This is a genomic window from Nonomuraea antri (genome assembly GCF_013283785.1).
Taxonomy (GTDB): domain Bacteria; phylum Actinomycetota; class Actinomycetes; order Streptosporangiales; family Streptosporangiaceae; genus Nonomuraea; species Nonomuraea antri.
Genome location: NZ_JABCPZ010000016.1, coordinates 1 through 14,433 on the forward strand (window position 1 = coordinate 1; position 14,433 = coordinate 14,433).

Consider the following 14,433-nt stretch of genomic DNA (forward strand, 5'->3'; position numbering starts at 1 on the left):
CCCCCACCGGTCCGCACCCGGTCGGCACCACCGCCTTCCATCTCACGGACGCCTCCCGTCCCGACCCCTGGAACCTCGACGCCGAGGCCCGGGAGCTCAAGGTCACCCTGTGGTACCCGACCGGGCGACGCGACGGCGAGCGGGCGCCGTACATGACGCCCAAGGAGTCGGAGCTCCTCATCAAGGGCACCGGGATCGCGGGCGCGCCGGACGACACGCTGAGCAAGATCCGGACGAACGCCGTCAAGGACGCCGAACCCGCGGGCCGGTCGCTGCCGCTGGTGGTGCTCTCCCCCGGCTTCACCAAGCCGATGAGCACCCTCACCTCCCTGGCCGAGGACCTGGCCAGCCGCGGGTACGTGGTGGCCGGAATCGACCACACCTACGAGAACTACGCCACCACCTTCCCCGGCGGGCGGGTGGCCGAATGCCTGGCCTGCGACAGCAATACCGACCCCGGCTTCGGGGCCGGCCTGGTGCGGGGCCGGGCCGCCGACGTCTCGTTCGTGCTCGACCGGCTGCCCTCCCGGTGGGACGGCTCCGACCGGATCGACCGTTCCCGCATCGCCATGGTCGGGCAGTCGATCGGCGGGTCCAGCGCCATGGCGGCCATGCTCGAAGACTCCCGCGTGCGGGCCGGAATCGACATGGACGGCACCGCCTACGCCCGGATCCCCAAGCGCGGCTTCTCCCGGCCGTTCATGTTCCTGGGCTCGGCGCAGCACGTCTCCGGCGGCCCCGCCCCCACCTGGGACCGCGACTGGAAGCTGCTCACCGGATGGAAACGCTGGATCGTGCTGTCGGGCGCCGAACACCAGTCCTTCACCGACAGCCCGTTGCTGTCCGGCGCCCTCGGCATCGCGCCCCTGCCCGGGGTGCTGCCCGCGGCGCGCGCCGCCGAGCTCACCCGCGCCTACGTGGCGGCCTTCCTCGACCAGCACCTGAAGGACGAGCCGCAGCCCCTCCTGGACCGGCCGTCCGCCCGCTACCCCGAGGCGAGGTTCTGCCCCGGATGCTGAACGGCTCCGCCGTGCCTTCGGCCGGGCTCACGCGTCCTTGCGGCGGAACGTCACCAGAGCCGCCCCGGTGAGCGCGGCGACGAAGGCGGCGTACAGCAGGAAGCCGGGCCAGGGCGAGGAGTGCGGCAGCGTCGCGACGACCTGCGTGCCGGCGACGGTCGGCCAGAGGCCGGCGACCTGCGGCGGCAGCAGTTGCAGCACGGCCAGGACGAGGACGGTCATCGACGTCAGCAGGGTGACGCCGGCGGCGGTGGACCGGGTCAGGAACCCCAGCGCCAGGCCGAGCGGCCCGATCAGCGCGAGGTAGAGCCCGCCCCCGAGCACGGCCCGGGCCACCTCAGGATCGCCGAGGCCCGCGTGCGGCACCCCGTTCGCGGCGAGCGCGGCCTGGCCGACGAGGAACGAGCCGAGCGCCGCCGTCAGCCCGGCGACGGCGGCGACCAGGCCGACGACGACGGCCTTGGCGGCGAACAGCCGGCCGCGCCCGGGCACCGCGGTCAGGCTCGCGTGGATGGTGCCGGTGGCGTACTCGGAGGTGATCGACAGCACCCCGAGGAGGCCGACGACGAGCTGGCCGAACATCATCCCGCCCTGGAGGCTGAGCGCGGTGGGGTCGAAGTCGGCGGGCCGCTCGCGATGGATCTCGCTCGCGCCGCCGCTGAACAGCGCCGCGAAACCGACGCTCAGGAGCGCCAGGGCGGCCAGGCAGGCGGAGGTGGACCGGAGCGTGCGCAGCTTGCGCCATTCGCCCCGCAGCGCCGCCTTCACCGGTCCGCTCCGCGTGCCCCGCCGAACTCGGCGCTGCCGGCGGTCAGATCCAGGTACGCCTGCTCCAGGGTGGCCCGCTGCGGCGTCAGCTCGGTCAGCGCCAGCCCGCGGGCGGCGGCGAGCGCGCCGACGGCGGCGCTGTCCATGCCGGTGACGGTCAGCGCCGGCCCGGACCACCGGATCGAGGCGCCCTCGCCCGAGAGGAGACGGGCCAGCTCGGCCGATCGGGTGGCCCGCACCAGCACCGACTGCGCGCCGGTGAGCTCCGCCAGCCCCGTGTCTGCCAGGAGCCGGCCGCGCCCGATCACGATCAGGTGGTCCGCGGTCAGCGCCATCTCGCTCATCAGATGGCTGGAGACGAGGACCGTGCGCCCTTCCGCGGCCAGGTCGCGCACGAGTCCGCGGATCCACCTGATGCCTTCCGGGTCCAGGCCGTTCACCGGTTCGTCGAAGATCAGCACTTCGGGGTCGCCCAGGAGCGCCGCCGCGATCCCCAGACGCTGGCTCATGCCGAGCGAGAACGTCCCCGCCCGGCGGTGCGCCGCCTGTTCGAGCCCGGCGAGGCCGAGCACCTCGTCGACGCGGCGGTCGGGGATGCCGCCGCTCGCCGCCAGGCAGTGCAGGTGGTCGCGGGCCGTCCTGCGCGGGTGCACGGCGCGCGCGTCGAGCAGGGCGCCGACGGTGCGCAGCGGGTGGGCCAGGTCGGCGTAGCGGCGTCCGGCCACGGTCGCCGTCCCGTGTGTCGGCCGGTCCAGCCCCATGACCAGGCGCAGCGTGGTGGATTTGCCCGCGCCGTTGGGTCCGAGGAACCCGGTGACGACGCCGGGTTCGACGGTGAACGTGAGCTGGTCGACGGCGCGTCCCGTGCCGTAGGTCTTGGTGAGCGAGGAGACCTCGATCATGACCGTGCCTCCCCGGACCGGGTCCTGAGCAGGCGGAGCGGCACCAGCGCGGCCCAGACCCAGCCGAGCGGGATGACCATCCGGCCCGCGATCCCGTCGAGGGCGGCGTACCATTCGCCGGAGACGGCCAGCGGCTGGAGGACGAGGCTGCCGCCGTACATGATCGACGGGGCCAGGACGCCGGTGGCGGCGAGGCAGGCCGCCCAGGCGCGCCCGCCGGGCTCGGCGGCGAAGCGCCGGGCGAAGGTGAAGCAGGCCAGGGTGGTGGCGGCGTAGATGACGAACGCCGTCATCCAGTGCAGCTGCCCATGCCAGCTCACCTGGGCGTTCACGCCGGGCAGGAGGTCCGACGGGGTCCCCGGCGGGTAGCCCAGCTGCGGATCGGTGACGAACACCCCGGTGGCGATCATGGCCGCGCCGTACACGGCCACCAGCCGGGGACCCCATCGAGCGGCGCGCCCGGCGGGCAGCGCGCGCCGGATCCCGGCGGCGCAGGCGATCATCAGCGTCCCGGTGATCACGAAGTTGGCGATCTGCAGCCAGCCGCGGTCACCGGTCATCATCGAGCTCGGCGCGTGGCGCAGCGGGTCGTACCCGGCGCGGAACGCCATGTCGAGGTGGAAGACCAGCAGCGAGGCGAGCGGTGCGACGGCCCCGCAGATCAGCAGGGCCCGTGTCGTTCGGTAGGACATGCCCCGATTCGACCGTGGGGTGAAGGTGCGGCGGGAGCTGCGATGGTGGGGTTCTCCGCGCCCCAAGACCCTACTTTCGTAGGGTCCGCGCCGGCGGGCCGCCGCCTAGGGTGAGGGTTGTGCGTGCCCGGCTGATCCGCGACACGGTCGTCGACGCGGCGATCGTGGTGTTCTGCCTGATCCTGGCGGGGGAACAGCTGGGGCACGGGCCGGCCACGACCGTCGTGCTGATCGCCGCCGCGCTCGCGCCGGCGCTCCGCAGGCGGGCGCCGGTGGCCGTCGCCTGGCTGGTGTGCGGCGCCGCCGTGGCGCTCGCCCTCCTGCCCGGCGGCGTCCCGAGCGACCCGGCCGTGCTCTGGTGGCTGCCCGCGGCGCCGTTCGCCGCCTACGCGGCGATGCTCTTCCCGGCCGATCGCCGCCTGGCGGCGATCCCGGTGGTCGCGCTCGTCGTGCTGCCCACGCCCGTGCTCCCGCCGGGCGAGGTCGGCCTGCGCAGCTCGCTGGTCACCCTGGCCGGCGCGTTGCTCGGCCTGTACGTGGCCGCGCGCCGGCAACTGATCGCCTCGCTGCGCGAACGGGCCGAACGCGCCGAGCGCGAGCGGCACCTGGTGGCCGAGCAGGTCCGCGGCGAGGAACGGGTGCGGCTGGCGGCCGAGATCCACGACGTGGTCACCCATCGGGTCAGCCTGATGGTCCTCCAGGCGGGGGCGTTACAGGTGTCCTCCGCCGACGCCCAGGCCAGGGAGGCCGCCGAGACGCTGCGGGTGACCGGCTGCCAGGCGTTGCGGGAGCTGCGCGACCTCGTCGGGATCCTGCACGACCCCGACGGCGACGGGATGCGCGAGCAGGAGCTGCCCGACCTCGTCACGCTGGTCGCCGAGTCGGAGTCCGTGGGCGTCCGGGTCGAGCTCGTCGAGCACGGGGACCGGTCGCCGATCTCGCCCGTCGTGGGGCGTACCGCCCATCGGGTCGTCCAGGAGGCGCTGACCAACGTGCGCAAGCACGCGCCGGGCGCGTCGGCCCGCGTCGAGGTGCGCTACGAGCGCGACGGCGTGCTGCTGCTCGTGCGCAACACCGCGCCCACGCGTGCCCCCGACCCGGCGCTGATCGGCGTCGGCCCGGCCGGTGCCGGGCCGGCACTGACCGGTGCCGGGCCGGCACTGACCGGTGCCGGTCCTGCGGCCGGGACCGGGCTGCTGGGCCTGCGGCAGCGGGTCGAGCTGGTCGACGGCACGCTGCTGGCCGGCCCGTACGGCGACGGCGGCTTCGAGCTGCGCGTGACCCTGCCCCGGGGCACGCGATGGTGAGGGTCGTCGTGGTCGACGACGAGCCGATGGTGTGCACGCACCTGCGCACGATCCTCGGCTCGGCCGGCGACGTCGAGGTGGTCGGCGAGGCCTACGACGGGGCGGCGGGCGTCGAGGAGGTCGTCCGGCACCGGCCGGACCTCGTGCTGATGGATCTGCGGATGCCGCGCGTCGACGGGATCACGGCCATCGGCATGATCGCGGCGCTGGCCGGGCCGCCGCATGTGGTCGTGCTGACCACGTTCGACGCCGACCAGTACGTGCTGCGCGCACTGCACGCGGGCGCCTCGGGTTTCCTGCTCAAGTCCACCCCGCCCCAGGACTTGATCGGCCTGGTCCGGGTCGCCGCCGAGGGCCACACCGTGATGTCGCGCACCGCCACCAGGCGGCTGCTCGCCACCGCCGACGGCCGGCGCGCCGCCCGTGATCACCGGCTGGCCCTCCTGGAGGAGCTGACCGAGCGGGAGCGGGAGGTGCTGGTGTGCGTGTCCCGTGGCATGTCGAACGCGGAGATCGCCGCCGCGCTGTTCCTGAGCGAGACCACCGTCAAAGGCCACATCTCCCGCATCCTGGCCAAGACGCAGTGCACCAACCGCACTCAGGTCGGCCTGCTCGCCTACGAGGCCGGCCTGGGCCGTTAGCCGGCCGTGTGCGTCGAGCGGCGCGCGCTCACTCCTCGGCCTCCGGGTTGGCCAGGCGGTCGGCGGTGCGCTGCAGGTGGCGGGTCATGACGGCGCGGGCCCGCTCGACGTCGCGCTGCTCGATCGCCTCGACCAGCTCGAAGTGCTCGTGGGCGCCGCGAAGGCCCATCAGCGGCGCGGAGACCTGAGCCCGCTGCAACGACATGAGCAGCGGGCCGTGGAAGGTGTGCACCAGCATCTCCATCGCCGGGTTGTGCGCCGACGAGGCGACCCGCACGTGGAAGGCGGCCGACATGGCCATCGTGTAGGTGCCGTCCTCCAGCGCGCTGAGACCCTGGTCGACCAGGACGCGCAACTCCGCGATGTCCGCCTCGGTGGCGCGCTCCACCACCAGGGGCAGGATGCCGAGCTCGACGACCATCCGGGCCTCGGTGACGTCGAGTGCGGTCATCGGGGCCAGGGTCAGCAGCTCCGCGAGCCCTTTGCCGACGCGTTCGCTCGACGGGCGGGTGACGAAGGCGCCGCCCCGCGCCCCGACGCGGATCTCCACCAGGCCGCTGGCCTCCAGGACGCGAAGCGCCTCGCGGACGGTCACCCGGCTGACCCCGAACTGCTCGCACAGGTTGCGCTCGCTGGGCAGCCGGTCACCGGGGACGAGCTTGCCCTCCCTGATCAGGAGCCGCATCTGCTCCACGATGACCTCGGAGATGCGATCGACGCTGACCGGGCTGAACAGGTCTGCGGTGCTTCTCTTGCCCGGTGTGTCGTCCGACGGCCTCACTGACGCACTGGCCATGCCGGCGCCCCCTTCACGATCTCGGTCGGTCCCCCGGCTGCATCGTATCAAGAAATGGTCTAACCAATCTCTAGAACAGTCCACTGGTTGGCTCCCGGGCTGTTGACCTACCCGATACGCATCTAGGTATATTGGTTAGGCCATTATCCCGGAAGGAGTCGTACGTGCCGAAGGTCGTCTATGTCAGCACCCAGGGCGACGAGCACGTCGTCGAGGCCGCGGCCGGTGACACGGTGATGTCCGCCGCGGTGCGCAACGGAGTGCCCGGGATCATCGGCGAGTGCGGGGGCAACAACTCCTGCGCCACCTGCCACGTCTGGGTGCGCGCCGACTTCGCCGAACGCGCGGGAGGCCCGGGCGACCTCGAGGACGACCTGCTCGACCTCGGCGTCGAGGACCGGCGGGCCACCAGCAGGCTCGGCTGCCAGATCGAGGTCACCGAGGACCTCGACGGCCTCGTCGTCGAGGTGCCGCCCAGCCAGGCGTGAGCCTCCACTCGCCCATTGCTCGGCCAAGAATGGTCTGATAGTTATTCCTTATAGTGAAAGGACCATAGGATGCTACGCCCCGAGATCAACGAGCTGCTGACCCAGACCGGACCCGGCACCCCGATGGGCGACCTGTTCCGCCGCTACTGGCAGCCGGTGTTGCTGGCGGAGGAGCTCCCGGCGAACGACGGCCCGCCGGTCCGCGTCAAGGTCCTCTCCGAACGGCTGATCGCCTTCCGCGACTCCGAGGGCCGCTACGGCCTGATGGACGAGTTCTGCGCCCACCGCGGCGTCTCGCTCTGGTTCGGCCGCAACGAGGAAGGCGGCCTGCGCTGCCCGTACCACGGCTGGAAGTACGACTACACCGGCCAGGCCATCGAGGTGCCCAGCGAGCCCGAGACCAGCAACTTCTGCGCCAACGTGAAGCTGAAGTCCTACCCCCTGGTCAAGCGCGGCGACGTGCTGTGGGCCTACCTCGGCGACCCCGACAAGCGGCCGCCGCTGCCCGAGTGGGAGTTCGCCACCGTTCCTGAGACCCAGACGTACACCTCCAAGCGGCTGCAGGAGTGCAACTGGCTGCAGGCGCTCGAAGGCGGCATCGACTCCAGCCACGTCACCTTCCTGCACTCCGGCAGCCTCGACAGCGACCCGCTGTTCAAGGGGTCGCGGGGCAACGCGTACAACAGGGGCGACCTCAAGCCGTTCTTCGAGGTCGTCGACTACGAGGGCGGCCTGCTGATCGGCGCCAGGCGCAACGCCGAGGAGGGCCACTACTACTGGCGGGTGACGCCGTGGGTGCTGCCCAACTTCACGATGGTGCCACCGCGCGGAGACCACCCGATGCACGGCCACTTCTGGGTGCCGATCGACGACGAGAACTGCTGGGCCTGGAGCTTCGACTACCACCCGACCCGCCCGCTCACCGAGGACGAGGTCACGGCCATGCGGGCCGGCATGGGCGTGCACAGCGCGAACGACGAGAACTACCGCCCGCTCGCCAACAAGGACAACGACTACCTGATGGACCGCGAGGCCCAGCGCCGCGGCGAGACCTACTCCGGGATCAAGGGCATCGCCCTCCAGGACGCCTCGCTGCAGGAGTCGATGGGCCCGATCGTCGACCGCACCAAGGAACGCCTGGTCGCCACCGACGCCGGCATCATCAAGGCACGTCAGAAGCTGCGCAAGGCGGCGCTGGCGCTCAAGCAGGAGGGCGCGGAGCCGGTCGGCAACCGCGCGCGGGATCAGCGGGTGCGCTCGGTCGCCATCGTGCTGCCGGCCGACCAGTCGTTCGTCGACGGCATCGGCGAGGCCATGGTCGCCAGGCCCGGCGTCCCGCAGACCACCGTCTGACATCCCATCAGAGGAGCACTCCGATGACACCATCGCGCCTGGTCAGCAGCTGCGCCCGCGCGGCGACCGCCGAGGAGGCGGCCTTCAGGATCGACTATCCCCTCTCGGCCGCCAGGAACACCCGGGTGGTGGCGCTGGACGCCGCGGCCGAGCAGATCGTGCGCCGGGCGGCGCGGATGCGGTGGGCGCAGGCGAAGTTCTACCTCGCCGCCGATCCCGGGCACCACCTCGTCACCCTGTCCGGCGAGAGCGTGCCGCTGGCCGGGGAACTGGCGGACAGCAACACCCTCATGCTCGTCTCGACCAGCGGAGAGAACGCCGAGGCGGCCGCGACCATCGGCGCGGCCTGCAAGGTGCGCGGCATCATGACGGCGGGCCTGGCCGTCACACCGGGGCGGCTGACCAGCGAGGCGCTGTTCGCGCTGCGGCCCCACGCCCGCATGCTGCTGGTCCCCGCCGAGGAGGACGACCTCTTCGAGCTGCTCAGGGCGACCCGCGCATGAGCGCCGCGACCGCGTCCGGCAAGGTGACCGTCCCGTCGCTGCGGGCGATGAAGGCCGCCGGGGACAAGAGCGTCTGCCTCGTCGCCTGGGACTACCAGATGGCGCGCATCGCCGACCGGGTGGGCGTCGAGATCGTCTCGGTGGGCGACACCGTCGGGGTGAACCTCTGGGGCCAGCCGCATCCGCTGCGGATCACCATGGAGGAGATGCTGGTCGTGGCGAAGGCGGTGCGGCGCGGGGTCAGCCGCGCGCTGCTGAGCTGCGACTTCCCGTTCGGCCCGCTGCAGGAGGGCCCGGCCGCGGCCGTCCGCGCCGCCGTCCGGCTGGTCAAGGAGGCCGGCGCCGACCTGGTCAAGCTCGACGGCGCGGCGAGCTTCCCCGAGGCCGTGGAGGCGGTGACCCGGGCCGGCATCCCCGTCTTCGCGCAGTTCGGGATCACCCCGCAGACCGCGCTCAAGCACGGCGTCGAGTACTCGGCGGCCGCGTCCGCGCGCGTTCCCGACGAGCTGCTGGACGAGCTGGTCGGCGAGGCCAGGCGGCTGGAGTCGGCCGGCGCCATCGCGCTCAACTTCACCAACTCCGGTCCCGTCGTGGGGCCGGCCGTGGTCGAGGCGGTGTCGATCCCCGTGCTGGGCGGCTTCGGCGGCGGGCCGTGGCTCGACGGCCGGATCAGGATGACCACCGCCGCGCTCGGCTACTCCGCCGACAACCTCGACCACGAGCCCGACACCTACCTCAACGTCGCCCGCCTCGCCTACGACGCGCTCAGCCGGTGCGCGGCCGACATCCGCGCCGGGCGGCAGATCCGCGGCGGCATCACGATCTAGGAGGCTCCATGCCCTTCGCCGACCTCGACGGCATCCGCACCCGCTACGAGACGGTGGGACAGGGCCCGGCGCTGCTGATGTTCAGCCCGGGCGGCTTCGACTCCGGGCTGGAGAACTGGACCGGCTTCGGCCGCTACCGTGACCTGGGCTTCGTCGAGGCGTTCGCGCCGCACTACACCTGCGTGATCTTCGACCGGCGCGAGGCCGCCGCGTCGGGCGGCCGGGTCGAGCGGCTGACCTGGGACAAGTACGCCGGCCAGGCGCTCGCGCTGCTCGACCACCTCGGCATCGACTCCGCCCACACGATGGGGGGCTGCGTGGGCTGCTCGACGGCCGCCGCGCTCGCCGTCGCGGCCCCGGACCGGGTGCGGAGCATGGTGCTCTTCTCCCCCGCCGGCGGGCCCCGCTACCGGATGGCCCAGCACCGGCGCTTCGCGCGGCATCTGGCGTTCGTCGCCGAGCGGGGGCTGGGCGCGGTCGCCGAGCTGGCCCGCGCCACGACGGACGGCTTCGGCAAGGACCCGCGGGTCGGCCCGTGGGCGGCTCCGCTGCGTACCGACGAGGCGTTCGCCGCGTCCTACGCCGCGCTCGACCCGGCCCGCTACGAGCTGGTCGTGACGGGCAGCGTGGGCGGGCTCTTCGACCGCGACACCGTCCCAGGCCCGGGGGCCGAGGAGCTGATGACGCTCGACGTGCCGGCGCTGATCGTGCCCGGCCAGGACGCCTCGCACGCGCCGTCGGCCGCGCGCTATCTCCAGGAGTGCCTGCCCGTCCACGAGTACTGGGACGTCCCGGTGGCCGAGCAGACCGCGCGGACGGCTCCGGCCCGCATCCTGGAGTTCCTCCGCTCTCACTGACCGGCGGACCCGAGCCGACCGGCGTCTTCGAGCGCGCCGATCTGCGCCACCCGGGCCGCGTGCACACCGCCCTTGAACGGCGTGGCGAGCCACAACGCGAGCAGGTCCTCGGCCTCGTCGTCGCCGAGGACCTTGGTGCCCAGCACCATCACGTTGGCGTCGTTGTTGCCACGGGAGATCTCGACCGCGAAGCGGCTGTAGGCCAGCCCGGCGCGCACGCCGCGCACCTTGTTGCAGGCGATCACCTCGCCCTGGCCGCTGCCGCCGATGACGACGCCGAGGTCGGCCTCCCCCGCGGCCACCCGCCGGCCCACCGCGGCGCACAGCGGCGGGTAGTCGGCGAGGTCGGCCGTGTGGGTGCCGAGGTCGTCGACCAGGTGGCCGCGTGCCGTCAGCCAGCCGGTCAGCCGGCTCTTGAGCGCGACACCGTGGTGGTCGCCGGCGATCACGACGCGCACGGCTCAGCCCGCCAGCTTCAGGGTGGCGGGCGCGAACAGGTCCTCGATCCTGGCCGGCGCGGCGAGGATGCGCTGCCGCACGGCATGACCCATGAGCTCCTCCAGGACGGCCCGGTTGGGCTCCAGCCCGTACGGCAGGGGGTCCGCGCCGGTCTCGGCCAGCACGCGGGCGTACATCCGGTCGGTGGCGTCGGCCACCTCCCCTGACCTGAGCCGTTCGACGTAGCGCCGCTTGGACTCGGCGAACGCCTCGAAGACGGCGGCGGCGATCCCCGGCCGCTCGGCCAGGACGTCGTCCTTGACGACCACGAGATGGTTGATCGGGTACAGGCCGCGCGAGCGCAGGGCGGCGAAGCCGGCCTCGACGGGGTCGGCGATGAGCGGCGCGAGGTCCGGGTCGTCGGTGTCGACGCCGATCACCGCGTCGAGCTCACCCGCCTTCAGCAGGTCGACCAGCGTGCGGCCGGCGGGGGCCGAGACGACGTTGGCGGGCGGCCGGTAGCCGGCGACGTGCTCGTCACCGGAGCGCACCCACGTGACCGAGTCGAGGTCGAGCCCGCCCTCGGTGCCCAGGATCGCCCGGCCCCAGACGCCCGTGGTGACCGTGTAGCCGCGGTTGACGCCGACCCGCCGGCCGCTCAGCTGCCCGGCCTCGGTGATCGAGCCGTCGCCGCGCACCAGGATCGCGCCGTGGTGGAAGCCGCGGACCAGGAAGATCGGCAGCGCGTTGAAGCGCACGCCGTGCTCGCGGGCGCACAGGTAGGTGGTCAGCGCCATCTCACTGACGTCGTAGGCCAGGTCGCGGACCATCTTGCGGAACCCCTGGACGAGGACCGCCTCCTGGGCGAACTCGAGCGGGAAGCCCTCGGGAGCCACGCTCCCGTCGATGACGGCCCGGTTGTTGCCCTGGGCTCGGGTGAGAGTTACGCAACGCATTGGCCTATGGTACTAATGGCATGACCATTTGGCCATAAGGAGCGACATGAGCGACACAGTGCGCGCGGCGGTGCGCGTCGCGCCAGGCACGACCGAGATGCAGGAGTTCCCCTTCCCGGCGATCGACGCGGATTCGGCGCTGCTGCGGGTGGAGGTCGCCGGCATCTGCGGCACCGACGTGAAGATGTACGGCAGCCCGCCGAGCGCGATCCACGGCCAGGTGATCATGGGCCATGAGAACGTCGGCGTGATCGCCCAGGCCGGCGCCCGCTTCAAGGCCCGGCACGGCCTGAGCGAGGGCGACCGGGTCTTCGTCGAGCACTATGTCGGCTGCTTCACCTGCGAGTGGTGCCGCATCGGCGAGTACCGCCACTGCGCGGCCACCGACTGGCGCACCAACCCCGACGCCCGCCGCTACGGCTACACCTCGGCGGAGAACCCCGGCACCCTGTGGGGCGGCTTCAGCGAGTACATGTACCTGCCGTGGAACGCCGTGCTCCACCGCGTGCCCGACACCGTCACCGCCGAGCTCGCCGGCCTGGTCACCCCCCTGTCGAACGGCATCGAGTGGGCGCTGCGCGCGGCCGGCGTCGGCTACGGCCACACCGTGCTGATCCAGGGCCCCGGCCAGCAGGGCCTCTCCCAGGTGGTGGCCTGCAAGCAGGCCGGCGCCGCGCGGATCATCGTCAGCGGCACCACCCGCGACCGGGCCAGGCTCGACCTGGCCCGCGAACTCGGCGCCGACGACGTCGTCGACGTCCTGACGCAGGACCCGCTGGAGCAGGTCATGGACCTCACCGGCGGCCGCGGGGTGGACTTCGTGCTCGACTGCACCTCGCGCGCCGGGACCGCGCCCGTGCTGCTCGGCATCGACGCGCTGGTGCGCAGGGAGGGCACGCTGCTCGTCCAGGGCGAGCTGGCCGCCTTCCCGGACTTCCCGATCAAGAAGCTGACCGAGAAGGCGATCACCGTCAAGAGCGCCCGCGGTCACTCGTTCAAGTCCTGCGAGCTCGCCCTCGACCAGCTCGCCTCCGGCCGCTTCCCGCTGGAGCGGCTGGCCACCCACCGCTACGGCATCGACCAGGTCGACCACGCCATCCGCGTGCTGGCGGGCGAGACCGAGGAGGACGCCATCCACATCTCGCTCATGCCCGAGCTGATCGGCCAGGCCGGTGGGGCGGTGGCCCGGTGAACGGCATCGTCGTCACCGATCCGCCGCGCACCCCGGCCGGCCTGCGCGACGGCCTCGGCAGATACGGCGTCGCCACCGTCCACGAGGCGCAGGGCCGCACCGGGCTGCTGGCGCCGTCCATCTCCCCGGTCTACCGGGGCGCGCACGTCACCGGCACGGCGGTCACGGTCAGCGTGCCGCCTGGCGACAACTGGATGATCCACGTCGCCGTCGAGCAGTGCCGGCCGGGCGACGTCGTCGTGGTGTCGCCGACCTCGCCGTCGGACGCCGGCTACTTCGGCGACCTGCTGGCGACCTCGCTGCAGGCGCGCGGGGTGCGCGGCATCGTGGTCGACGCCGGCGTGCGCGACGTCGCCGAGCTCGAGGCGATGCGCTTCCCCGCCTGGTCGAGATGCGTCTCGGCCGAGGGCACGGTCAAGGAGACCCTCGGCGCGGTGAACGTGCCGATCGTCTGCGCCGGGCGGCTGGTCGAGCCGGGCGACGTGATCGTCGCCGACGACGACGGCGTGGTGGTCGTCCGCAGGGCCGAGGCGGCGGCCGTGCTCGCGGCCGCCGAGGCGCGCGAGGAGAAGGAGGCGCTCTCCCGCCTGCGCTACGCCGACGGCGAGCTGGGGCTGGACGTGAACGCCATGCGCGAGCGGCTCGAACGCAAGGGCCTGCGCTACCTCGACCACGAGACCTACCGGAGGGAGCACGGATGATCATCGACGTCCACGGCCACTACACCACCGCCCCGCCCGCGCTCCAGGCCTTCCGCGACGCCCAGCTCGCCGGCGGCGCCGCCGCCATGGCCCCCGTCTCCGACGACGAGTTGCGGGAGAGCGTCGAGGGCAACCAGCTACGCGTCCTGCGCGAGCGCGGCGGCGACGTGATGCTGTTCTCCCCCAAGGCCTCGGCCATGGAGCACCACGTGCCCGGCGCCGCCGTGGCCGACGCGTGGGCCCGCGCGTCCAACGACCTGGTCCACCGGCTCTGCGAGCTGTACCCGCGCCACTTCGCCCCGGTCGCGCAGCTGCCGCAGACGCCCGGCGGCGACCTCGGCGGCGTGCTCGCCGAGCTGCGCCGGACGGTCGGTGAGCTGGGCTTCGTCGGCTGCAACCTCAACCCCGACCCGTCGGGCACCTGGGCGGGGCTGCCGCTCACCGACGAGTCGTGGTTCCCGCTGTACGAGGCGCTCCAGGAGCTGGACGTCCCGGCCATGGTGCACGTCTCGACCGCGTGCAACCCGAACTTCCACACCCTCGGCGCGCACTACCTCAACGCCGACACCAGCGTCTTCGTCCAGCTGCTGCAGAGCGACCTGTTCCGGCGCTTCCCCGGCCTGCGCCTGGTCATCCCGCACGGCGGGGGCGCGGTCCCCTACCACTGGGGCCGCTACCGGGGGCTGGCGACGCGCAACGGCTGGCCGGATCCGGCCGGGCTGCTCGGCAACGTCTTCTTCGACACCGCGGTCTACCACCAGGCCGGCATCGACCTGCTGACGCGCGTCGTCCCGGCCGCGAACGTGCTGTTCGCCTCGGAGATGCTCGGCGCGGTGCGCGGCGCGGACCCCGACACCGGCATCGCCTGGGACGACACGCTGAGGTACGTCGAGGCCGCGGGCCTGTCCCCCGCCGACCGGACGGCCGTCCTGGAGGCGAACGCGCTGCGGGTCTACCCCCGGCTCGCGACCCGACTCACAACAGGGGCCTGAC

The 14,433-nt window shown here is 73.0% G+C and carries 17 protein-coding genes; 11 read left to right on the plus strand and 6 right to left on the minus strand.

The genetic code is table 11. The annotated features are described in order from the left end of the window. On the plus strand, window positions 1–1,019 hold a 1,019-nt coding region (locus HII36_RS08000; RefSeq protein ID WP_173522433.1), incomplete at its 5' end, for an alpha/beta hydrolase family protein. A gap of 27 nt (window positions 1,020–1,046) precedes the next feature. On the opposite strand, the gene HII36_RS08005 is transcribed toward HII36_RS08000, so the two are convergent. Genes HII36_RS08005 through HII36_RS08015 form a run of 3 tightly spaced genes read right to left on the minus strand, consistent with a single transcriptional unit; the run spans window position 1,047 to window position 3,381 of the window. Continuing rightward, on the minus strand, window positions 1,047–1,787 hold the full coding sequence (locus tag HII36_RS08005; protein ID WP_173522434.1) for an ABC transporter permease: 741 nt from the start codon (window positions 1,785–1,787) through the stop codon (window positions 1,047–1,049). Continuing rightward, on the minus strand, window positions 1,784–2,689 hold the full coding sequence (locus HII36_RS08010; protein WP_173522435.1) for an ABC transporter ATP-binding protein: 906 nt from the start codon (window positions 2,687–2,689) through the stop codon (window positions 1,784–1,786). The genes HII36_RS08005 and HII36_RS08010 overlap by 4 nt, the downstream gene beginning before the upstream one ends. Then, window positions 2,686–3,381: a DUF998 domain-containing protein gene (locus HII36_RS08015; protein ID WP_173522436.1), complete on the minus strand. Its 696-nt coding sequence runs from the start codon at window positions 3,379–3,381 to the stop codon at window positions 2,686–2,688. The genes HII36_RS08010 and HII36_RS08015 overlap by 4 nt, the downstream gene beginning before the upstream one ends. Before the next feature lie 119 nt (window positions 3,382–3,500). Here HII36_RS08015 and HII36_RS56395 point away from each other — a divergent pair, with 119 nt between their 5' ends. Further along, on the plus strand, window positions 3,501–4,688 hold the full coding sequence (locus HII36_RS56395; RefSeq protein WP_217369296.1) for a sensor histidine kinase: 1,188 nt from the start codon (window positions 3,501–3,503) through the stop codon (window positions 4,686–4,688). Further along, complete coding sequence (locus HII36_RS08025) at window positions 4,682–5,329, plus strand: response regulator transcription factor (protein ID WP_173522437.1); 648 nt, start codon at window positions 4,682–4,684, stop codon at window positions 5,327–5,329. The genes HII36_RS56395 and HII36_RS08025 overlap by 7 nt, the downstream gene beginning before the upstream one ends. A 28-nt stretch (window positions 5,330–5,357) precedes the next feature. Here the strand turns inward: HII36_RS08025 and HII36_RS08030 are convergent, their stop codons facing one another. Further along, the gene (locus HII36_RS08030; protein WP_173522438.1) at window positions 5,358–6,125 is read right to left on the minus strand and encodes a FadR/GntR family transcriptional regulator; all 768 of its coding nucleotides are present in this window, start codon (window positions 6,123–6,125) and stop codon (window positions 5,358–5,360) included. Window positions 6,126–6,289: 164 nt separating this feature from the next. On the opposite strand from HII36_RS08030, the gene HII36_RS08035 reads away from it, so the two are divergent. From HII36_RS08035 to HII36_RS08055, 5 genes are all read left to right on the plus strand, one after another. Next, the gene (locus tag HII36_RS08035; RefSeq protein WP_173522439.1) at window positions 6,290–6,613 is read left to right on the plus strand and encodes a 2Fe-2S iron-sulfur cluster-binding protein; all 324 of its coding nucleotides are present in this window, start codon (window positions 6,290–6,292) and stop codon (window positions 6,611–6,613) included. A 69-nt stretch (window positions 6,614–6,682) separates the two neighbouring features. Beyond that, window positions 6,683–7,966, plus strand: coding sequence for an aromatic ring-hydroxylating dioxygenase subunit alpha (locus HII36_RS08040; RefSeq protein WP_173522440.1), 1,284 nt, complete (start codon window positions 6,683–6,685; stop codon window positions 7,964–7,966). Between the two features lie 23 nt (window positions 7,967–7,989). Next, entirely contained in the window at window positions 7,990–8,469 is a 480-nt protein-coding gene (locus HII36_RS08045; protein ID WP_173522441.1) for a 3-methyl-2-oxobutanoate hydroxymethyltransferase, read from the plus strand. After that, a complete protein-coding gene (locus HII36_RS08050) occupies window positions 8,466–9,296 on the plus strand; it encodes a 3-methyl-2-oxobutanoate hydroxymethyltransferase (protein WP_173522442.1) in 831 nt (276 codons plus the stop codon). Before HII36_RS08045 ends, HII36_RS08050 begins: the two co-directional genes overlap by 4 nt. A gap of 8 nt (window positions 9,297–9,304) precedes the next feature. Continuing rightward, the gene (locus tag HII36_RS08055) at window positions 9,305–10,153 is read left to right on the plus strand and encodes an alpha/beta fold hydrolase (RefSeq protein WP_173522443.1); all 849 of its coding nucleotides are present in this window, start codon (window positions 9,305–9,307) and stop codon (window positions 10,151–10,153) included. Here HII36_RS08055 and HII36_RS08060 read toward each other — a convergent pair. Together HII36_RS08060 and HII36_RS08065 are read right to left on the minus strand one after the other, a co-directional pair. Continuing rightward, the gene (locus tag HII36_RS08060; protein ID WP_173522444.1) at window positions 10,147–10,611 is read right to left on the minus strand and encodes an RpiB/LacA/LacB family sugar-phosphate isomerase; all 465 of its coding nucleotides are present in this window, start codon (window positions 10,609–10,611) and stop codon (window positions 10,147–10,149) included. The genes HII36_RS08055 and HII36_RS08060 overlap by 7 nt on opposite strands. A gap of 3 nt (window positions 10,612–10,614) precedes the next feature. Further along, window positions 10,615–11,547, minus strand: a complete 933-nt coding sequence (locus HII36_RS08065) for an ABC transporter substrate-binding protein (RefSeq protein WP_173522445.1) — start codon at window positions 11,545–11,547, stop codon at window positions 10,615–10,617. 46 nt (window positions 11,548–11,593) lie between these two features. Between HII36_RS08065 and HII36_RS08070 the strand changes: the two genes are divergently transcribed. From HII36_RS08070 to HII36_RS08080, 3 genes are read left to right on the plus strand one after another with little or no spacing between them, the layout of a single operon-like run. Beyond that, on the plus strand, window positions 11,594–12,739 hold the full coding sequence (locus HII36_RS08070) for a zinc-dependent alcohol dehydrogenase (RefSeq protein ID WP_173522446.1): 1,146 nt from the start codon (window positions 11,594–11,596) through the stop codon (window positions 12,737–12,739). Next, window positions 12,736–13,440 (plus strand): 4-carboxy-4-hydroxy-2-oxoadipate aldolase/oxaloacetate decarboxylase, encoded by a 705-nt coding sequence (locus tag HII36_RS08075; RefSeq protein WP_217369303.1) that lies wholly within the window; start codon window positions 12,736–12,738, stop codon window positions 13,438–13,440. The genes HII36_RS08070 and HII36_RS08075 overlap by 4 nt, the downstream gene beginning before the upstream one ends. Continuing rightward, window positions 13,437–14,432, plus strand: a complete 996-nt coding sequence (locus HII36_RS08080; RefSeq protein ID WP_173522447.1) for an amidohydrolase family protein — start codon at window positions 13,437–13,439, stop codon at window positions 14,430–14,432. Before HII36_RS08075 ends, HII36_RS08080 begins: the two co-directional genes overlap by 4 nt. Window position 14,433 lies beyond the last annotated feature (1 nt).